Consider the following 20,110-nt stretch of genomic DNA (forward strand, 5'->3'; position numbering starts at 1 on the left):
GGCCCCGTCAGTGCCCGAGCCGGCCCCGCCAGTCCCCGGCGGCTCCGTCAGTCCCCCGGCCGGAAGACCGCGACGGCCTCCGCGCCCTCCGCACCTTCCTCGCCCCCCTCGCGCCGGAAGGCGACCCGCAGCGCCATGCCGACGGCGAGCGCGGACTCCGCGCACTCCACCACCTCCGTCATCATCCGCGGCCCCTCGGCCAGCTCGACCACGGCGGCGACGTACGGGACGCGGGTGCCGAACGGCGGCAGGTCGTTGCGGTGGACGACGGACCAGGTGTAGAGCGTGGCGTCGCCGCTCGCCGTCTCCCAGTCGACGTCCTCGCTCCAGCAGTGCGGGCAGAACTCGCGCGGGTAGTGATGGGCGCGCCCGCAGGCGCGGCAGCGGCGCAGTAGCAGGCGCCCCTCGGCGGCGGCGTCCCAGTACGGGCGGGTGAAGGCGTCGGGCTCGGGCAGGTCGAAGCGTACGGCGGCCGAGGTCACGGGAAGAGTCCGATCTGCGCGTCGAGGGACCAGGTCTGCCAGGCCATCGCGAAGAGCGCGACCAGCGAGATCAGCGCCATCATCGCGTTCTGCCCCTGCTCGGCCCAGTCGTGGATCATCAGCACGAGGTAGAGAAGGTTGAGCAGGAGACCCCCGACCAGTGCCACCGGGGTGAGCAGGCCGACCACCAGACCGAGCCCCAGGGCCAGTTCGGCGTAGACGACGATGTGGGCCATCAGCCGGGGACGCGGGGCGACGATCCGGCGGAAGCCGGTGCGCACGGCGGCCCAGCGGTGCTTCTCCGCCACGTCGGCGGCCCAGGCGATGCCCGTACCGCGCTCGAACCAGCCCTTCTTGTCCTTGTGCCGCCAGCTCTCCAGCCACCACAGGCCGAGCCCTATCCGCAGTACGGCGAGCCACTCGGCTCCGCCGAGCCAGATCGTCTGCACGGTGCCTCCCACTCAAAAAATCTGACGGTACGTCAGTTCACCTGATGGCGGGCGACTCCCGCAAGAGGCATGCGGAAGCGCACGGACAACTCACGGGCGGTTCAGGGGCGATGCGCGGGCGCACCCGCGCATCGCCCGCACCCCCGTGATCAATTCGCAATCGATTCCGGTCTTGACCGAGACCCATCAACCAGGTGCGCGATTACGCTCCGAACCATGTCCGACAGCGCAGGTACCGCCGGAAGCTCCCGCTCCGCACGGACCGACCTCACCGAGGACCGCCCCGTCTACGTCGTCGGCGGCGGGCCGGGTGGTCTCGCCGTCGCGGCGTCCCTTCGCGAACTGGGCGTACGGGCGGTCGTGCTGGAGAAGGCCGGCCGGGTGGGTTCCTCCTGGCGGGGCCACTACGACCGGCTCCACCTCCACACCACCCGGCGCCGGTCCGCGCTGCCGGGGCTCGCGATGCCGCGCCGGTTCGGGCGTTGGGTGTCCCGGGACGACATGGTGCGCTACCTGGACAAATACGCCGACCACCACGAGCTGGAAGTCGTGACGGGAGTCGAGGTGTCCCGGATCGACCGCGCCCCGGACGGCCGCGACTGGCAGCTCACCGCGACCGGCGGCCGGGTGCTGACCGGCCGGGCCGTCGTCGTCGCCACCGGCTTCAACCACACGCCGCGCGTTCCGGAATGGCCCGGCCTCGACACCTTCGACGGCGACCTGATCCACGCCTCGGAGTACCGCGACCCGGCCCCGTACGCGGGCAAGGACGTCCTGGTCGTCGGCATCGGCAACACGGGGGCGGAGATCGCGGTCGACCTCGTCGAGGGCGGGGCGGAGCGGGTCCGGATCGCGGTGCGCACCGTGCCGCACATCGTGCGCCGCTCCACGGCCGGCTGGCCCGCGCAGTCGACCGCCGTACTGGTGCGCAGGCTGCCGGTGCGGCTGGTGGACCGGGCCGCGCGGCTGATGGGTCGGATCTCCGTGCCGGACCTCGCCGCGTACGGGCTGCCGCGCCCGGACACGGGGCTGTACTCGCGGGTCAGGGACGGGGCCATCCCGGTGCAGGACGTGGGGCTGATCGACGCCGTGAAGCGCGGCCTCGTGGTGCCGGTGGCGGCCGTCGAGTCGTTCGACGGGGACGCGGTGGTGCTGGCCGACGGCGAGCGGATCACCCCGGACGCGGTGATCGCGGCGACCGGCTACCGGCGGGGGCTGGAGGGGCTGGTCGGCCACCTCGGGGTGCTGGACGCCCGGGGCCGCCCGACGGTCCACGGCGCCCGCTCCCCCAAGCAGGCCCCCGGCCTCCACTTCACCGGATTCACCAACCCGATCAGCGGCATGCTCCGCGAACTGGCCCTGGACGCGCGGAAGATAGCCAAGCGCATCGCCCGCCGCCACCACACCTCCCGCTGACGGCCTGTCCGCACTCCCCCTGGCCGGGAGGCGCGGGGCGCGACCGGGGATCCGGCCGCGCCCCGCTCCCTCGTCGGGTCCGGTCAGGACGCGGACGTGGGGTTGACCACCAGCCACGCCGTGTTGTTGGCGGGCTGCGGATCGAACGGGAAGGTCACCGGGTTGGCGCCGCCGGTGGTGAGCACCACGCGCCCGGCCGCGTCCGGGACCACCCGGTCGATGCGCAGCTCGAACGGGAAGGCGCGCTCGGTGTCCGGCAGGGTCCAGATCGGCATCTCGCAGCTGTAGCGCGGGGCGCCGACCGGGTTCGGGTGGTAGCCGCCGCTCAAGGTGCGCGGCTCGCAGCCGGCCGGGGCGGAGGTGACGGTGACGCCCTCGGGAACAGTGAGGTCGACGGCGGCGACGGAGTCGCCGGAGCCGAGGTTGCCGATCCAGGCGGGCCCATTGTTGCGGAAGGCGAGCGCGGCGGCGACCGTCTCCCCGGCCGCGCCCTCGACCCGGGCCCCGCGCGCCTCGAAGTCCGCCGTGTTCTCCGCCTGGATACCGGCGGCGTCGTAGTTGTCCTCCTCCGCGAGGTCGGTGGCGCCGTTGCCGGGCCGGACCACGACCTCCACCCGCTCGCGGTAGGCGTGGCCGGCGAGGGCCACCCGCAGCGGCCGGGGCAGCGTGAACGTGCCGCCCGCCTCGACGACCTGGTCGAAGTCGCACGTGGCCGTGTGCATCGGGACGTCGTCACCGCCCGTCGTCGTCCCGTACACGCACTCGGCGTACTCCTCGGGGAACGTGACCCCGTACGTGGTGGTGACGACCGCGCGCAGGCCCTCGGAGCGCTCGCCGCCCCGGTTCGTCACCGTGAACGGCACCGTCAGCACGTCGCCCGGCCGGGCGCCCTTCACCGGGTTGAGCCCGCTGACCGCCAGGTCCGGGCCCGCGCCGACGGTGACCTCGGTTTCGAAGGAACCGTGCGGGGCCTCCAAAGTGCCGTCCGGACCACCGGTGGCGACGGCCTCGTAGCTGATCCGGCCATGGGCGCCGACGCCGGCACCGGCGGCGGCCTTGAGCCCGAGCCGCACCTGGGGGCTGTAGTCGTCACCGCCGACCGGGACCTCGTCGACGGCGCACACGGCCGTGGCCCCGCTCGGGGCGCAGTTCGAGGGCCACTGCACCTGCGCCACCCCGGCCAGGCCGGAGGCGTCGACCGAGAGCAGTCCGTCGGTGACCGCGAAGTTGTCGTTGTCGTGGTGGAGCCCGATGTCGAGCGGGCGGTCCGGCAGGTCGGCCCCGAGCGGAAGGCTCTGCCCGGAGGGCGCCTGGATCCAGAGCCGGTCGGTCTGCGGCAGGTCCTGCGCCGCGGCGGGGACCGCCAGACCGGCGGTCAGCAGACCGGCGACGCCAGCGGTGGCGCGGGCTCCGAGGCGCGCGGTGCGCCGGACGGAGGTGGATCTCATGTTTCCCCCAACGAAGTGGGCCCGGGGGCCGGCAGACCCCCTGGACCTCGGACGACGGCCGGCGGGCGGGCCCGGCCGACCGTTGGACACCCAAGATCATCAGGAGGTTGTACGGCACCCCGCGCGCCCCCTGGAGCCCGTACGGCTCCGCCCCGCGCTCCGCCACGGCCCGGATTCCCGCCGGTCTTTGCCTGCACGACCATTCCTGACGAGCCGTCAGTTCAGTAACCTGACAGAGTGTCAGCTTTTGTTGGCCGTACAGGAACCCCGACGGACCTCAGGCAGGAGTGGGCGAACGATGCTTGGATCGACTCACGGCACCTTCACCACCGACTTCCGCGCCAGGGTGGTGGCCTGCGGCGAGGAGCCGCACGCGGCCGTCCACAGCGTGACGGTCGAGGCCACCGAGGAACGCGTACCGGACGTCAGCGGCCGGCCGCTGTACGCTCCCGTGCCGGACCTGGACCGCTTCTTCCGGCCCGAGTCCGTGGCCGTCATCGGCGCCTCCGACGCCGAGGGCCGCCCCAACACCGGCATCACCCGGCAGCTGATCGGCTGGGCCGAGCGGGTCGGGGCGCGGCTGTATCCGGTGCATCCGACGCGAAAGTCGGTGTTCGGGCTGGCCTGCTCGCCGTCGGTCGGGGAGCTGCCGGAGCAGGTCGATCTGGCCGTGCTCCTGGTCGCCGACCCGCTCCCGGTGATCGAGGAACTGGCGCAGGCCAAGGTACGGTTCGCCGTCGCCTTCGCCTCCGGGTTCGCCGAGACCGGCGAGGAGGGTGCCGCCGCGCAGGCCCGGCTGGCCGAGGCGGTGGAGCGGTCCGGGCTGCGGCTGCTCGGACCGAACACCAACCTCAACGCCTTCGAGCGGTTCCGGGACGACCTGGAGGGCCCGGCCATCGCGCTGATCACCCAGTCCGGTCACCAGGGCCGCCCCCTGTTCACCCTCCAGGAGCTGGGCGTACGGCTCTCGCACTGGGCGCCCACGGGCAACGAGGCCGATCTGGAGACCGCCGACTTCATCGCGTACTTCTCGCAGCACCCGGAGGTCGGGGCCATCGCCTGCTACGTGGAGGGGCTGAAGGACGGGCGGTCCTTCCTGCTGGCAGCGGACCGGGCGGCGCGGGCCGGGGTGCCCGTGGTGGCGGTCAAGGTGGGGCGCACGGAGACCGGGGCCCGCACGGCCGCCTCGCACACCGGCAAGCTGACCGGCGCCGACCAGGTGGTGGACGCGGCGATGCGGCAGTTCGGCGTGATCCGGGTGGACGGGCTCGACGAACTCCAGGACACCGCGACCCTCCTCGCCCGCGCCCGCGCGCCCCGGGCCGAGGGCGTCGTCGTCTACTCGATCTCGGGCGGCACCGGGGCGCACTTCGCGGACCTGGCGACCGGCGCCGGGCTGGACCTGCCCACCCTGTCCGAGGCGAAGCAGCGCGAACTGCACGAGTGGATTCCCGCGTACCTGAACGTGGCGAACCCGGTCGACAACGGCGGCCATCCGGTCGGCGACTGGCGCGGCCGGAAGATCATCGACGCGATCCTCGCCGACCCCGCGGTCGGCGTGCTGATCTGTCCGATCACCGGCCCGTTCCCGCCGATGAGCGACAAGCTCGCCCAGGACCTGGTGGACGCGGCGGAGACCACGGACAAGCTGGTGTGCGTGGTGTGGGGCTCGCCCGTCGGTACGGAGGACGCCTACCGCACGACGCTGCTGGGCTCGTCCCGCGTCGCCACCTTCCGCACCTTCGGCAACTGCGTCACCGCCGTGAAGGCGTACCTGGACCACCACCGGTTCACCGCGTCGTACCGCTCCCCCTTCGACGAGGCGCCCCGCACCCCCTCGCCGTCCTTCCGCAAGGCGCAGGCCCTGATGCGGCCGGGCCGCCGGCTGAGCGAGCACGCGGCGAAGCAGCTGCTGCGGGCGTACGGCATCCGCGTACCGCGCGAGCAGTTGGTGACCAGCGCCGCGGCGTCCGTCCGGGCCGCGGGGCTGGTCGGCTACCCGGTGGTCATGAAGGCGTCGGGCGCGCAGCTCGCCCACAAGACCGAACTGGGTCTGGTCAAGGTCGGGCTCACCTCCGCGAGCCAGGTGCGCGACGCCTACCGCGAGCTGACCGACATCGCCCGGTACGAGGGCATCGAGCTCGACGGGATCCTGGTCTGCCAGATGGTGGAGCGGGGCGTCGAGATGATGGTCGGCGTCACCCAGGACGCGCTGTTCGGCCCGACGGTGACGGTCGGGCTCGGCGGCGTCCTGGTCGAGGTGCTGCACGACACGGCGGTGCGGGTGCCGCCCTTCGGTGAGGACCAGGCCCGCTCGATGCTGGCCGAACTGCGCGGCCGGGCCCTGCTGGAGGGCGTCCGGGGCGGGCCGCCGGTGGACGTGGACGCGCTCGTCGAGGTCGTGCTGCGGGTGCAGCGGATGGCGCTGGAACTGGGCGACGACCTCACCGAGCTGGACATCAACCCGCTGATGGTGCTGGGGCGGGGGCAGGGCGCGGTGGCGCTCGACGCGCTCGCCGTCTGCCGCTGACCGACCACCGCCGCCCCGCCGCGCGAACCACCGACCTCCACCCAGGAGCCCGCCCATGCCGTCCTCCCCCGAAGACACCACCGAGTCCACCGGATCCACCCGGGCCACGGGCCCCGCCGATCCGCTCGCTCCCTTGGTACTGCACACCACTGACAACGGCGTCCTGCGGATCACCCTCAACCGGCCCGAGGCGATGAACGCCGTCACCTGGGAGCAGCGGGAACGTGTGATCGCCCTGCTCGCGGACGCCTCGGCCGACCCGGCCGTACGGGCCGTCGTCCTCACCGCCACCGGGCGCGGCTTCTGCGCGGGCGCCGATCTGCGCGGCTCGTCCCCGGCCTCCGGCGAGCGGGTGCCGGGCGACGTGGCCCGGACGATCCGGCTCGGCGCGCAGCGGCTGATCGGCGCGGTCCTGGACTGCGAGAAGCCGGTGATCGCGGCGGTCAACGGCACGGCGGCCGGGATCGGCGCCCATCTCGCGTTCGCCTGCGATCTGGTGCTGGCCGCCGAATCGGCCCGGTTCATCGAGGTGTTCGTGCGCCGCGGTCTGGTCCCGGACGGCGGCGGGGCGTATCTGCTGCCCCGGCTGATCGGCCCGCAGCGCGCGAAGGAGCTGATGTTCTTCGGCGACGCGCTCCCGGCGGCGGAGGCGGAACGGCTCGGGCTGGTCAACCGTGTCGTGCCGGACGCGGAGCTGGCGGCGACGGCGACGGAGTGGGCGCGGCGGCTGGCCGAGGGCCCGACCCGGGCGATCGTCCTCGCCAAACAGCTCGTCAACGCCTCCCTGGACGCCGACCGCGCGACCGCCTTCGCCGCCGAGGCGGCCGCCCAGGAGATCAACATGACGACGCGGGACGCCCAGGAGGGGGTGGCGAGCTTCGTCGAGCGCCGGAAGCCGGAGTTCCGGGGACGGTAGCGCTTCCAAGACCGGGCGCTGTCAGTGGCGGGTGGCAGCATCGGGCCCATGACGGAGACGACACCGTTCGACTGGCAGCCGTTCCTGCTCAGGTGGAGTGCGGAGTGGGCGGACTCCCTGACCGACGACGAGACGCGGAGCGCGGACGACGAAGCCGCGCGGCGGGCGCGGTGGCTCGGGTTCCCACCCGCGTCCGAGGAGCGGATCGCGGCCGTGGAGAAGCGCCTCGGCCGCCGACTGCCTCCGTCGTACCGGGAGTTCCTGCAGGTCAGCGACGGATGGCAGCACGCGGGCGGTTTCGTCTGGCTGCTGGCGGGAAGCGCCGAGGTCCACTGGCACGACGACGAGTCCGGGCTCGCGGACATCTTCGAGGAGTACCTGGACGAGGACTCCGATCCCGAGGAGTGGCGGGAGGCGGGCGTCTGGCGGCGCGGGCTCCGGATCGACGTCGAGGCCGACGCCATGTACGTCGTCCTGGACCCGGAGGACGTGGACGAGAACGGCGAATGGGCCGTGTACAGCTGGGCGAGCTGGCGGGCCGCGCCGCCCGAACGCTACGCGGACTTCGCCGCGTTCATGCGGGAGATGCACCGGGAGTTCCACAGCCTGCGGGCACATCCGGCCGACGGGGAGCCGGAGTTCGTCAACGACACCACACGGGAGCAGGACGCCCGGATGGAGCGGGCCCGGCAGGCGGCGCTGCGCGGCGACTGGGAAGGGGCGCTGCCGCTGCTGGACGAGGCGAAGGAGTACGGCAGGCCGCGGGCGGTCTGCCTGGGCGACCAGATACGCCGCCTGCTCGGGGAGACCGGCACGGTACGTCTCGACGACGTGGCGGCCGACCTCCGGTACGCACCGGACCTGCTGCCCGCACTGGTCGCCGAGCACGCGGCGCACCCTCTCCGGAACGACTCCACGCTGACGTTCCACATGCGGGGCGCCGGTGAGGAGGTGGTGGCCTCGGCCCGCGCGATGCTGGAGGAGATGCGGGCCGGCACCTACCGGTACGCGCCGGCCGGGCCGTTCGGGGCGGCGGTCGGGCGGGCGCGGGAGCTGGCGCGGTGGGGCGACTGCGACGCCGCGTGGCGGACGCTGGCGGACGCCCTGCCGGACTGGCTGCCGCTGGGCCCGGACCACCTGGCGCCGCTGGGGTGGCTGGCCGATCCCCTGCTCGGCCCCCTGCTGACTCCGGAGCGGGGCCGCGAGCTGCTGTCCACGCCCCGGGGCGGTCAGCGGGGCGCGTCCCCGGCCCGGACCGCCGGCCTCGACCCGGAGGGCCTGGCCTGGCTCGCGGACCCGGACTCCCACGACCGTCCGTCCTCCTACCGGTTCGTCCTGCTGGAGGGCGTGGCGCCGGCGGATCTCCCGGGGCGCCTCGCGGACGGGGAGGGAGCGGGCCTGGAGGCCCCCATGACGTCCGCCGAGACGCGTCGGCACGCGTTCCACGGAAGGTGGGAGTTCTCGTCCTACGACGACCGGGCCCTCGTGGCGGTCGGCCGGGCCGGGGACCTCTGGAGCTTCGCCTTCGACGGCGACCCCGCGCGGTTCGACACGGACCGGTTCGTCTCCCCGGCCGTCGCCGCGAGCACCGGCACCCGCGCGGTGGTCGTGTGGTGCGGCTCCCCGCGCCCCGGACACGGGGAGCCGTTCCTCCACCTGTCCGTGGCCCGGGACGGCGTCGAGCAGTACGCCTTCACCCACGCGGACGGGGAGACGCACCGCACCGGGGAGATACCCCGCTCCCTGGACCCCGACCGGCTCTTCGGCCCCGGAAGCGGCACCGCCGGGGAGCGGGCGCTGCTGGAGGCCGTGTCCGAGGAGTTCGGCGTCCGGCTGCCCCGTCACGCGCTCACGACCGGGCGGCTGCACACCTTCACCACCCGCTCGTGGACGCGCCCGCCGGGGGAAGGGGAGGGATACGCCGTGATCAGGCTCCGCCGGGAGGCCCCGTACTGACCGACGCGTGCCGGTAGTCGCTCGGCGTCATCCCGTACGCGGCACGGAACAGCCGGCTGAAGTGGGCGGGCGCGGCGAGCCCCCGGCGGGCGGCGATCGTCTGGATCGAGCAGTCGGCCAGGCGCGGGTCGGTCAGGTCCGCGCGGCAGCGTTCGAGGCGTCGGTGGCGTATCCAGGCGGCGGGCGAGGTGCCGTCCCGCGCGAACAGCTGCTGGAGCAGGCGCAGCGAGATGTGGTGGGCGTCCGCGACGGCCTGCGGGGTCAGCCGGGTGTCGGCGAGGTTCCGCTCCACGAACGTGCGGATCTCCATGCGCAGGGTGCTGTTGCGGGTCTCCGGCGGCACGGCGCGTTCGGCGTCCAGGCAGCGGCCGATCACGGAGGTCAGGAGATCGGTCGTGACCGACGCCAGGGTGGGCACGTCCCGGGGGGTGAACTCGTGTGCGCGGCGGTGCAGATCGGTGATCCAGCGGCCGAGGACGGCCTCCAGGCCCGTGCCACCGGGAATCGGCACGCCGATCAGTGGGCGCACGAGTCGCTCCGGCAGCGGCAGCAGGGTGCGGGGAACCGTGGCGACGACGGAGGACCATGTGTCCGGGCTGGCCCGGATGGTGACGTCGAGGGGCCGGCTGCTGTCCGCCAGCACGAGGTGGCCGGGACCGTACGCGCGGACGCCGTCGGCGTGCGTGAGCCGCCCGGTCCCGGAGATCACGTACTGCACCTGGTAGACCTCCGGGTCGTAGCTCCGGATCAGCCGCGGGGTGCGCACCACGTCCAGGTGCGGCAGGGCGAGGGCGGAGATCTGGGCCTCGCCCAGGGCCAGCAGCCGCATCCTGGCCCTGAAGTCGTCCCGCATCTCGCTGCGCAGCACATTGCGCAGATGGGAACGGCACGCGATCTCCTCCCACAGGGCGAACCGCTCGGGAGCGGCCACCGTCTCCGTCGTGAACTCCGACACCAGCATCCCGCCCCCAGCCACGTCGCCCCGGCGCACGCCCGGTCCGAGCGTGCCCGGACGGGCGGGCGGAGGGCGAGAGGGAGACCGGCCGTTTCCTCGCGGACGGGATGCCCCGGCCCGCACGCCCCTTGCCTGGCCGTGCGCGGACCGGCAAGGGGCGTGCGGGCATCGTCAAGGACTTCGGCCGGCCAACTCGACATGCTGGGGCCGTCATCACGAACCGGACACCAGCCAGAGGAGCCGATCGATGAACAAGCGCTACCTGGGCGTACTGCTCGCCGCCGGGGTCACCGCCGCGGGCCTGACGGTCCCGGCCACCGCCCAGGCGACCGCCCCGGCGGCCAAGGCCGGGAACTGCCGGGCCCACGCCCACTCGGCCAAGGACAACGTGACCCGCGGCAAGCCGTCCAAGTCCAGCGTCCCGCTCCGCAGCGCGGGCCCCTACGCGGACTGCTCGATCGACGGGTACGTGGCCGACAGCGTCACGCTCGTCTACCACTGCACGACCACGAACGACCTGGGCAGCAAGTGGACCTGGGTACGCATCCCCGGCGCCGAGGGCGGCTGGATCTACAACGAGAACCTCAGCCCGAAGGGGACCAGCAAGACCTGCTGACGGGGGCGCGGGTGCCCGCCCTGCGGGTACCCGCGAGCAGGGCCGGGCGAAGGGCCCCGCCCCGACGACCGCCGGGGCGGGGCCCGACCGGCACTTGCAAGCTGCCGGTCCGCGCGCCTTCCCATCTGATGAGGTGTCAGTTCTAATCGAAGGGTGATGGGACACGCAGGCATGGCCGCCATAGCCGTCCGGTACCTCGGGTCCGTCGGCACCGCCACCACCGCCGCCGACGCACAGGAGGCGCCGGTCGAGCCGCTGCCGCGCCCGCATCTGCGCGCCGTCGCGGAAGGGGAGCGGCCGCCGGTCGAACCGGGCGAGTTCCGCCGGGTGCTGGGGAGCTTCGCCAGCGGCGTCACGATCGTCACGGCCCACGATCCGGACGACCCGGCGGGCCCGGCGGGCTTCGCCTGCCAGTCGTTCGCCTCGCTCTCGCTGGATCCGCCGCTGGTCACGTTCATGGTGGCGCGTACGTCGACGACCTGGCCGCGGATCGCCCGCGCCGGGGCCTTCTGCGTCAATGTGCTCGGCGCGGACCAGGGCGCGCTGTGCCGGGGCTTCGCGGTGAGCGGCGCGGACAAGTTCGCGGGGGTGGCGTACGGGCCCGCCCCGGTGACCGGTTCGCCCCGGCTCGACTCGGTGGCCGCCTGGATCGACTGCCACATCCAGGCCGTCCACACCGGGGGCGACCATCTGATCGTGGTCGGCCGGGTGGCGGCCCTGGGTGCGACGGACGGGGCCGTTCCGCTCCTGTTCCACCGGGGCGCCTTCGGCCGCTTCGCCCCCCTCGACGGCTGACCGCCGCGCCTTCAGGGCGTGCGGACCCGGCGGATGACCAGGGCCATCAGGGCCGCCGTCGCGCACAGGGCGCCCGAGGCGTACCAGACCACGTCGTACGTGCCGAAGGTGTCGCGCGCCACGCCGCCCAGGAAGGCGACCAGGGCCGCGCCCACCTGGTGGGAGGCGAGCACCCAGCCGAAGACGATGGCGCTGTCGTCGCCGTAGTGCTCGCGGCACAGGGCCAGCGTCGGCGGGACGGTGGCCACCCAGTCCAGGCCGTAGAAGACGATGAAGAACACCATCGGCGGGTGGACCTCGGGGGCCATCAGCATCGGCAGGAAGAGCAGCGAGACGCCGCGCAGCGCGTAGTAGGCGGCGAGGAGCCGGCGGGCGTCGAAGCGGTCGGTGAGCCAGCCGGAGAAGACGGTGCCGATGATGTCGAAGACCCCGATGACGGCGAGCAGCGAGGCCGCGGCGGTGATCGGCATGCCGTGGTCGTGGGCCGAGGGCACGAAGTGCGTGCGGATCAGGCCGTTGGTGGAGGCCCCGCAGATCGCGAACGTGCCGGCCAGCAGCCAGAACGGCCCGGTGCGCGCCGCGTCGGCGAGCACCCGCAGGGTCCGCCGCGCCGCCCCGCGCGCGGGCGCGGGCTTCTCCTCGTACGTGCCGCCGTACGGGGTGAGGCCCACGTCGGCCGGGTGGTCGCGGAGCAGGAACCAGACGAACGGGACGACGGCCAGGGCCGCGAGCGCCACCGTCACCGAGGCGGGGCGCCAGCCGTGGTGGGCGACGATCCAGGCGCAGAGCGGCAGGAAGACCAGCTGGCCGGAGGCGCCCGCGGCCGTGAGGATGCCGGTGACCAGGCCGCGCCGGGCGACGAACCAGCGGTTGGTGACCGTGGCGGAGAAGGCCAGCGCCATGGAGCCGGTGCCGAGGCCGACGAGCACGCCCCAGTAGATCATCAGCTGCCAGGACGCGGTCATCCATACGCTGCCCAGCGCCCCGGCCGCCACCGCGCCGAGGGCGACGGCGACGACCCGGCGGATCCCGAAGCGGTCCATCAGCGCGGCGGCGAACGGCGCGGTCAGCCCGTACAGCGCCATGTCGACGGAGACGGCGAGTCCGATCTCCCCGCGCGACCAGCCGAACTCCCGGTTGAGCGGGTCGATGAGGAGGCCGGGCAGCGAGTTGAAGGCGGCGCCGCCGATGATCGTCACGAAGGTGACGGCGGCGACGATCCAGGCGCGGTGGACGCGCCGGACGCGGGGGCGGGACGGCCGTCCGGGAGCCTCGGACGCACCCCGGGTGGCGGTGTCGGTTGTCTGGGTCACGTCACCCAGCATCGGAGCGGGGCGCGCCTCCTCACGAGTGGCCGGAGGGACACCCTTCGCAGGAATCGGGCCACCGCCGCACCCGGTGCCACCGGGCCGCCGCCGCCCACGCGCACCCCGCCCCCACCGCGTACCAGAGCAGGTCGGGGGCGTTGAAGGTCGAGCCGAGCACCAGCCGCGCCACCGTGCTGTGCCGGGCGAGATCGGCGGGCACCCCGGTCAGTTGCAGCAGCTCCACCGCCCAGCTGACCGCCAGCCCGGTCCCGGCCACGACGGCCGGCCGGGACCCGGGCGCGACCACGGCGACCAGCGCGCAGATCAGTACGGTGTAGAGCGCGTCCCCGGCGTACTTGGCCAGGTCGCCGTCCAGGACCGCCCGGACGCCGAGCCCGGCGAGCACGGTCACCACGGCGGCCCCGGCCGCGACCGCGCGGGCGCGCCGCCCGGAGGCCGTGAAGCCCCCGCCGCACCCGCCGCACCCGCCCCGTCCTGTCACGCGATCCGCTCCAGCCGGCTGATCGGCCGGGCCACCAGCAGGACCGCCACCACCAGCAGGTTGATCACCGCTCCGGCGAGCAGTACCTCCGGCGCACCCAACCGGTCCGCGACCGGACCGGCCAGGGCCCGGCCCGCCGCCAGCATCAGCAGCGAGCCCGCCACGTCGTAGGCGTGCAGCCGGTTCAGCGCCTCGGGCGGCACATGGGTCTGCACCGTCGTCGACCACATGACCAGCCAGAACGCGAACGCCGCGCCCGCCACGAGCTGCCCGGCCGCGAGCGCGGGCACCGGCAGCCCGAGCCCCAGCGCCACCAGGTTCACGCAGACCCCGGTGAGCGCGACCGCCCCCGCCGCGAGCGGACGGCGGGGCCGCAGCCGCAGGGCGAGCAGCCCGCCGACGACGCTGCCCGCGCCGTTCACCGCCATCATCACGCCGTACGTTCCCGAGCCGTGCGCCTCGGTGACCTCGATCGCGGTGAGCGGCAGCATCGGGCCGAGCACGGTGAAGCCGTAGACCGTCCAGATCGCGATCACCCCCCACAGCCAGCTGCGGGCCCGGAACTCCCGCCAGCCGTCGACCAGTTCGGCGACGAATCCGCCGCGCACGGCGTCGTCCCCGGCGGCCGGGGCGAGCCGCATCAGGAAGAGGCAGATCCCGGAGACCAGGAACGTCGAGGCGTTCGCCGCGTAGACCGCCCCGGCGCTGGCCAGCCCGACGAGCATGCCCGCGAAGGCAGGGCCCGCCATGGTCATCAGCGCCTCGGAGACCCGGAGCACCGCGTTGGCCCGCTGGACGTCCGGGGCGACCCGGGGCACGGTCGAGGCGACGCCCGGCTGGAAGAGCGCGGCACCCACCCCGGCCACCGAGCTGAGCACGTACACCGCCCACAGCGGCGGGTTCCCGGTGGCGAAGGTGACGGCCAGCACCGAGGCGCCGACCAGCCGCAGCGCGTCCGCCACGACCATCATCCGGCGGGGCGTGAACCGGTCCGCGAGCACGCCGCCGAAGAGCACGAAGAGCGCCAGCGGCCCCATCCAGGCGGCCAGCGCGTACCCCACGGAGGAGTGCGGCCGGCCGGCCCCGAGCAGCCCGGCGGTGAGCGCCACCGGAATCATGCCGTCCCCGAAGAGGGCGGCGGTACGGGCGACGAAGAAGAGCCGGAAGTTACGGTTCCACAGCCCTTCGCCCAGGGACGGGTCGGACGGGAGGGACGGGAGGGACCGCGCGCCCTCGCCCTCCACGGCGGGAATGCGCGGGGGCCGCGCTGACTTTGCCTTCACGGGAGTGACATGTATCAGGGTTGAGGTCTATACCACTAGGGGGTGACTCACACATGAGTGCGGGAGAAGGAGCGGGGTCCGGGGCGTCCGCGTGGCGGAGCCACGTGGGCGGTTCGGCAACGCCGCGAGCGTGCGTGCCGGACCCCGCGACGCCGCAGGCATGTGTGAGTCACCCCCTGAGGTGAAGGGAGTCCTGCGTATGCCACGTGTGCCGCACCGGGTCGTCGTCCTGGCCCTCGACGGGCTGCTCCCCTTCGAACTCGGCATCCCCCAGCGGATTTTCGGCCGCGCGTTCGGCGTCGAGGCGCACAACGCGGGCCGCCGCCTCTACCAAGTCGTGACCTGTTCGGTCCGCCCGCCGGGCCCGGTCCGCACCGACGCGGACTTCACGATCGGTGTCGAGCACGGCCCCGAGGCGCTGGCCACGGCCGACACGGTGGTGATCCCGGCCAGTTACGAGCTGGGCCCGGTCCACTCCGAGGGACGGCTCACCGGCGAACTGGCCGCCGCCTTCGCCCTGATCAGGCCGGGCACCCGGATGGTCTCGATCTGCACGGGCAGTTACGTACTGGCCGCGTCCGGCCGGCTGGACGGGCGCCCCGCCACCACCCACTGGTGGCACGCCGACCACTTCCAGCGGCTGTTCCCCGCCGTCCGGGTCGACCCGGACGTCCTGTTCATCGACGACGGGGACGTGCTGACCTCGGCCGGGGTGGCCGCCGGGATCGACCTCTGCCTGCACATCGTGCGCCGCGACCACGGCACCGCCGTCGCCAACGACGTCGCCCGCCGCACGGTGGTGCCGCCGCACAGGGACGGCGGGCAGGCGCAGTACATCCGGCGCCCGGTGCCGGAGTCCCGGCTCGCGGCCACGACGACCGCGCGGACCTGGGCGCTGGGAAGGCTGGAGCGGCCGATCCTGCTGCGCGACATGGCGCAGCAGGAGTCGATGAGCGTACGGACCTTCACCCGGCGGTTCCGGGAGGAGGTCGGGGTCAGCCCGGTGCAGTGGCTGACCCAGCAGCGGATCGAGCGGGCCCGGCACCTGCTGGAGACTACGGACCTGTCGGTCGACCAGGTGGCCCGGGACGCGGGCTTCGGCACGCCCACGTCACTGCGCCAGCACCTCCAGGCGGCGCTGGGGGTCTCCCCGACGGCCTACCGGCGCACCTTCCGCGCCGGTAGGCCGTCGGTGGGCTGAGGAACCCCCAGCACCGCACGGCGCCGAGGAGCCGCCCCCGTGCCCGGCTCAGAACACCAGCACCCCGCGGGCCACCCGGCCCTGGTGCGCGTCCTCGGCGGCCTTGGCGAAGTCCTCCACCGGGTAGGTGGCGGTGACGAGTTCGTCGAGCAGCAGCCGGCCCTCCCGGTACAGCTCCGCGTAGAGCGCGATGTCCCGCTGCGGGCGCGAGGAGCCGTACCGGCAGCCCAGGATCGACTTGTCCAGGTACATCGTCGAGACCCGGAACGACGCCTCCGCCGACGCGGGCGGGACGCCCAGCAGGACCGCCTGGCCGTGCCGGTCCAGCAGGTCGATCGCGGTACGGATCAGCTCGGTGCGGCCCACGCACTCGAAGGCGTGGTCGGCGCCGTCCGGCAGGATGCCGCGCACCCCGTCCGCCGAGGTCAGGAAGTGGGTCGCGCCGAACCGCCGGGCCACGGCCTCCTTCGCCGGGTTGGCGTCCACCGCGACGATCGTCAGCGCGCCCGCGATCCGGGCGCCCTGGATGACGTTGAGCCCGATGCCGCCGGTGCCGATGACCACGACGGTGTCGCCGCGGTCGACCTTCGCCCGGTTGAGGACGGCCCCGACACCCGTCAGCACCCCGCAGCCGATCAGGGCCGCCGAGGTCAGCGGGACGTCCGCCGGGATCTTCACCGCCTGCACGGCCTTGACCAGCGTCCGCTCGGCGAAGGCCGAGTTGGCGGCGAACTGGTACAGCCGCTCACCGCGCCGGCTGAACGGCTTCCTGGGCATCCCGATCGCCTTGCGGCACATCGTGGGGCGCCCCCGGTCGCACTGGGCGCACGCCCCGCAGTTGGCCAGCGTGGACAGCGCGACGTGGTCGCCGGGCGCCACATGGCCGACGCCCGCCCCGACCGCCTCCACCACGCCCGCGCCCTCGTGCCCGAGTACCACCGGCGCCGGGAACGGAATCGTCCCGTCGATCACCGAGAGGTCGCTGTGGCACAGCCCGGCCGCGGCCACCCGCACCAGCACCTCGCCCGGCCCCGGATCACGGATCTCCAGATCGTCGACGACCTCGGTACGCTCGCCGTCGAAGACGACGCCTCTCATCCCGTCTCCCTCGGTAGGCCGGACGGTCTCGGCCGCCCGGCGAAGATGATCCGATCCGTCCGAGACGGAAGGGTTACGCGTTCGGCCGGGCCTTCGCCGCCGCGGCGGCCGCCATCTCCTCCAGCCTCGCCAGCATCGGCATCGGGTCGGTGCCCACCGTCCCCGGCAGGAAGTCCGCGATCCGCTCGGGCGTCCACGCCCCCTCGACGTATCCGGCCCGCAGCTCCCTCGGCTGGGCCCAGACCGCGATCTTCGGCCCCGCGACGGTGTACACCTGGCCGGTGATCCCCTCGGCGCGGGCCCGCTCGCTAAGCAGGTAGACCACGAGCGCCGCCACGTCCTCGGGTTCGCCGATCTCCTTCAGCTCCATCGGCACATTGGCGGACATCCGGGTACGGGCCACCGGGGCGACCGCGTTGGCCGTGACGCCGTACTTGTGCAGGCCGAGCGCCGCGCTCCGGACCAGCGAGATGATGCCGCCCTTCGCCGCGCTGTAGTTGGCCTGGGCGACGCTGCCCTGGTGGTTGCCGCTGGTGAAGCCGATCAGGGTGCCGCCGCCGTCCTGCTTCCGCATCACCGCCGAGGCGGCCCGGAAGACGGTGAACGTGCCCTTCAGGTGGGTGGCGACCACCGGGTCCCACTCCTCCTCGGACATGTTGAAGAGCATCCGCTCGCGCAGGATGCCCGCCACGCAGACCACCCCGTCGATCCGGCCGAACCGGGCGAGCGCCGTGTCGACGATGCGCTGTCCGCCCGCCATCGTGGAGATGTCGTCGGCGACCGCCACCGCCTCGCCGCCCGCCGCCTCGATCTCCTTGACGACCGACTCGGCGACCTCGCTGCTCGGCTCGCCGCCCTCGATGGAGACCCCGTAGTCGTTGACGACGACCTTCGCGCCCTCGGCGGCCGCCGCGAGCGCCACCGCCCGGCCGATGCCGCGTCCGGCACCGGTCACGGCCACCACCTTGCCTGCCAAGAAGTTCCCCATGCCCGGCCCCTTCCCGCGGTTTCTGACGGACCGTTAGATTTTATGGGCCATCAGGTCCACGAGCACAAGCCCCGGGAGGCGCCATGTCACTGCCGGCCGAGTTCCACGACATCGCGAAGCGGGTCAACAACTGGGGCCGTTGGGGCGCCGACGACGAGATCGGCACCCTCAACCTGATCACCGACGCCGTGGTCCGCGAGGCCGCCGCGACCGTGCGCAGCGGGCTGCGCGTCCCACTGGCGCTGCCCCTGCGGCAGGACGGCGTCCAGAGCGGGCTGGTCCCCGGGCGGATCAACCCGACGCACACCATGGTCCAGATCAACCAGGAGTTGTTCGGCCCCGGCACCGTCGCCACCAGCGACGACATGGCCGTACTGAGCCTCCAGACGGCCACCCACTGGGACGCCCTCACCCACGCCTCGCACTCGGGACGCATCTACAACGGCCGCCCCGCCGCCACGATCACCGCCCACGGCGGCGCGCAGTTCAGCGGCATCGACAAGGTCCCGCACCTCGTCTCGCGCGGGGTACTCCTCGATGTGGCCCGCGCGCTCGGCACGGACCGGCTGCCCGGCGACCACGCCGTCACCCCCGAGGACCTGGAAGCCGCCGAGGAACTGGCAGGGGTACGGGTCCGCTCCGGCGACATCGTCCTCGTACGGACCGGGCAGATACAGGTGTACCTGGCGGGCGACACCCACGCGTACGCCTACCCCTCGCCCGGACTCTCGGTCCGGACGCCCGAGTGGTTCCACGCCCGCGACGTCGCGGCGGTCGCCAACGACACCCTGACCTTCGAGATCTTCCCGCCGGAGATCGAGAACCTGTGGCTGGGCGTGCACGCGCTGGACCTGGTCGAGATGGGCATGCTCCAGGGCCAGAACTGGAACCTGGAGGCGCTGTCCACAGCCTGTGCGCAGGAGAACCGCTACGCCTTCCTGCTCTCCGCGATGCCCGAACCCTTCACCGGCGCCACCGGCACCCCGGTCGCCCCGGTCGCGGTGCTCTGAGGGGCGGGGCGGCTACTCGGCTGCGGCGAACCCCGATGTGGTGAACGTGCCCGGTGCCGCCCGAACACGGCAGGACCCGTGGCTATGCTCGGCCGCCATGACCGGAAACCAGGCACCCGCGCGCGGACCGGTCCGGGACGCGTCCGTCGTCGTGGCCCGCGACGCCGACGGCATGGTCGCGCTGCTGTCCGCCGACTTCCCCCGCCACGACGGTGAGCACCTGTTCCTCCCCGGCGGACGGCGGGAGGACGGTGAGACCCCGGAGGAATGCGCACGGCGCGAGCTTCGCGAGGAGGCCGGGATCACCGCCGACCGCTGGCGCCCGCTCGGTGCGTACGCGATCACGCTGGACTCCACCGCCCGCATCCATCTCTACGAGGCCCGCGGCCTGGCCCTCGGGCCCCAGGAACCGACCGCGACGGAGACGGACTTCACGCTGTCCTGGTGGCGGATGGCCGACGCCCTGGCAGCCGCCGGGAACGGACGCTTCCTCCTCCCGGCCGGACCCCTCGCGCTCTTCCTCGCCGACAGGCTCTGACCGTCCGGGGACGGCCGGACCGGGGCAGCCCGGTCCAACTGCTTTAACCTTTATGCAGATTCCCGAGGAGCCGAGGCCTCACGCGAGATGTGTGACGGCCCGCGACACCGGGTGCTTCACGAGGTCCGGTACGGGCGTGCCCGTCGCGCCGGGGTGCGGTGGGAGCTGGATCAGTGGGGCGCTCCGGTCGACCTCGCACCAGATCCGCTTGCCCGCGCCCTCCGGCTGCCAGCCCCAGCGGTCGGCGAGGCCGTCCACCAGCTCCAGGCCGCGGCCGTTGGTGTCCTCGCCCGCCGCGTGCCGTTGGAGGGGCGGACGGCAGCTGGCGTCGGCCACCTCGACCCGGACCGTCCCGGGGCAGCCGGAGACGCCGGTCGGGCCGAACAGCATGCGCAGCACGGCCGGGCAGCCGGTGTGCACCACCGCGTTGGTGACCAGCTCCGAAATCAGCAGGATCAGCGTCTCGGCCAGGGGCTCGTCGTCACTTATCCCGGACCCGACCAGCCTCGATCGCGCCCATCTACGGGCCCGGCCGACCTCCGCGGGGTCGGCCCCGACTTCCAGCTGAACCTGAAGCACCTGCACCGCTCACACCATCCGAACCGGCGGACACATCGCCT

At 73.7% G+C, this 20,110-nt stretch carries 19 protein-coding genes; 9 read left to right on the forward strand and 10 right to left on the reverse strand.

All coding sequences use genetic code 11. From position 1 onward, the window contains the following. Positions 1-47: 47 nt before the first annotated feature. Complete coding sequence (locus tag ACWC97_RS26855; protein WP_352275945.1) at positions 48-482, reverse strand: Zn-ribbon domain-containing OB-fold protein; 435 nt, start codon at positions 480-482, stop codon at positions 48-50. After that, a complete protein-coding gene (locus ACWC97_RS26860; protein WP_352275943.1) occupies positions 479-931 on the reverse strand; it encodes a DoxX family protein in 453 nt (150 codons plus the stop codon). Before ACWC97_RS26860 ends, ACWC97_RS26855 begins: the two co-directional genes overlap by 4 nt. Before the next feature lie 216 nt (positions 932-1,147). Here ACWC97_RS26860 and ACWC97_RS26865 point away from each other — a divergent pair, with 216 nt between their 5' ends. Further along, positions 1,148-2,347: a flavin-containing monooxygenase gene (locus tag ACWC97_RS26865; RefSeq protein ID WP_352275942.1), complete on the forward strand. Its 1,200-nt coding sequence runs from the start codon at positions 1,148-1,150 to the stop codon at positions 2,345-2,347. 83 nt (positions 2,348-2,430) lie between these two features. Here the strand turns inward: ACWC97_RS26865 and ACWC97_RS26870 are convergent, their stop codons facing one another. Beyond that, entirely contained in the window at positions 2,431-3,795 is a 1,365-nt protein-coding gene (locus ACWC97_RS26870; RefSeq protein ID WP_450652025.1) for a hypothetical protein, read from the reverse strand. 298 nt (positions 3,796-4,093) lie between these two features. Here ACWC97_RS26870 and ACWC97_RS26875 point away from each other — a divergent pair, with 298 nt between their 5' ends. From ACWC97_RS26875 to ACWC97_RS26885, 3 genes are read left to right on the forward strand one after another with little or no spacing between them, the layout of a single operon-like run. Further along, the gene (locus ACWC97_RS26875; RefSeq protein ID WP_392280417.1) at positions 4,094-6,325 is read left to right on the forward strand and encodes an acetate--CoA ligase family protein; all 2,232 of its coding nucleotides are present in this window, start codon (positions 4,094-4,096) and stop codon (positions 6,323-6,325) included. A gap of 55 nt (positions 6,326-6,380) precedes the next feature. After that, positions 6,381-7,241, forward strand: coding sequence for an enoyl-CoA hydratase/isomerase family protein (locus ACWC97_RS26880; RefSeq protein ID WP_450652027.1), 861 nt, complete (start codon positions 6,381-6,383; stop codon positions 7,239-7,241). Positions 7,242-7,289: 48 nt separating this feature from the next. Continuing rightward, on the forward strand, positions 7,290-9,197 hold the full coding sequence (locus tag ACWC97_RS26885) for an SMI1/KNR4 family protein (protein WP_352275937.1): 1,908 nt from the start codon (positions 7,290-7,292) through the stop codon (positions 9,195-9,197). Here ACWC97_RS26885 and ACWC97_RS26890 read toward each other — a convergent pair. Then, a complete protein-coding gene (locus ACWC97_RS26890) occupies positions 9,169-10,158 on the reverse strand; it encodes an AraC-like ligand-binding domain-containing protein (protein ID WP_450652029.1) in 990 nt (329 codons plus the stop codon). The genes ACWC97_RS26885 and ACWC97_RS26890 overlap by 29 nt on opposite strands. Positions 10,159-10,399: 241 nt before the next feature. Between ACWC97_RS26890 and ACWC97_RS26895 the strand changes: the two genes are divergently transcribed. Beyond that, positions 10,400-10,768 carry an SH3 domain-containing protein gene (locus ACWC97_RS26895; RefSeq protein ID WP_352275934.1) on the forward strand — a complete coding sequence of 123 codons (369 nt, stop codon included), beginning with the start codon at positions 10,400-10,402 and terminating at the stop codon, positions 10,766-10,768. Between the two features lie 171 nt (positions 10,769-10,939). Next, entirely contained in the window at positions 10,940-11,563 is a 624-nt protein-coding gene (locus tag ACWC97_RS26900) for a flavin reductase family protein (protein WP_392280484.1), read from the forward strand. Between the two features lie 11 nt (positions 11,564-11,574). On the opposite strand, the gene ACWC97_RS26905 is transcribed toward ACWC97_RS26900, so the two are convergent. From ACWC97_RS26905 to ACWC97_RS26915, 3 genes are read right to left on the reverse strand one after another with little or no spacing between them, the layout of a single operon-like run. Continuing rightward, positions 11,575-12,888, reverse strand: coding sequence for an MFS transporter (locus tag ACWC97_RS26905; RefSeq protein WP_450652031.1), 1,314 nt, complete (start codon positions 12,886-12,888; stop codon positions 11,575-11,577). A gap of 19 nt (positions 12,889-12,907) precedes the next feature. After that, positions 12,908-13,372, reverse strand: coding sequence for a ribosomal maturation YjgA family protein (locus ACWC97_RS26910; RefSeq protein ID WP_450652033.1), 465 nt, complete (start codon positions 13,370-13,372; stop codon positions 12,908-12,910). Further along, positions 13,369-14,655, reverse strand: a complete 1,287-nt coding sequence (locus ACWC97_RS26915) for an MFS transporter (protein ID WP_385207838.1) — start codon at positions 14,653-14,655, stop codon at positions 13,369-13,371. Before ACWC97_RS26915 ends, ACWC97_RS26910 begins: the two co-directional genes overlap by 4 nt. A gap of 208 nt (positions 14,656-14,863) precedes the next feature. Between ACWC97_RS26915 and ACWC97_RS26920 the strand changes: the two genes are divergently transcribed. Further along, a complete protein-coding gene (locus ACWC97_RS26920; protein WP_352276158.1) occupies positions 14,864-15,856 on the forward strand; it encodes a GlxA family transcriptional regulator in 993 nt (330 codons plus the stop codon). A 48-nt stretch (positions 15,857-15,904) separates the two neighbouring features. Here ACWC97_RS26920 and ACWC97_RS26925 read toward each other — a convergent pair whose 3' ends face one another. Together ACWC97_RS26925 and ACWC97_RS26930 are read right to left on the reverse strand one after the other, a co-directional pair. Further along, positions 15,905-16,954, reverse strand: coding sequence for a Zn-dependent alcohol dehydrogenase (locus tag ACWC97_RS26925; protein WP_352275931.1), 1,050 nt, complete (start codon positions 16,952-16,954; stop codon positions 15,905-15,907). A 73-nt stretch (positions 16,955-17,027) separates the two neighbouring features. Further along, positions 17,028-17,942 (reverse strand): SDR family oxidoreductase, encoded by a 915-nt coding sequence (locus ACWC97_RS26930; protein WP_352275929.1) that lies wholly within the window; start codon positions 17,940-17,942, stop codon positions 17,028-17,030. A gap of 83 nt (positions 17,943-18,025) precedes the next feature. On the opposite strand from ACWC97_RS26930, the gene ACWC97_RS26935 reads away from it, so the two are divergent. Further along, complete coding sequence (locus tag ACWC97_RS26935; protein ID WP_352275928.1) at positions 18,026-18,952, forward strand: cyclase family protein; 927 nt, start codon at positions 18,026-18,028, stop codon at positions 18,950-18,952. 97 nt (positions 18,953-19,049) lie between these two features. Next, complete coding sequence (locus tag ACWC97_RS26940) at positions 19,050-19,490, forward strand: NUDIX hydrolase (RefSeq protein ID WP_352275926.1); 441 nt, start codon at positions 19,050-19,052, stop codon at positions 19,488-19,490. Positions 19,491-19,568: 78 nt separating this feature from the next. Here the strand turns inward: ACWC97_RS26940 and ACWC97_RS26945 are convergent, their stop codons facing one another. Further along, complete coding sequence (locus tag ACWC97_RS26945) at positions 19,569-20,075, reverse strand: ATP-binding protein (RefSeq protein ID WP_352275924.1); 507 nt, start codon at positions 20,073-20,075, stop codon at positions 19,569-19,571. Between the last annotated feature and the right edge of the window lie 35 nt (positions 20,076-20,110).

It is taken from the genome of Streptomyces sp. NPDC001108, assembly GCF_053598535.1.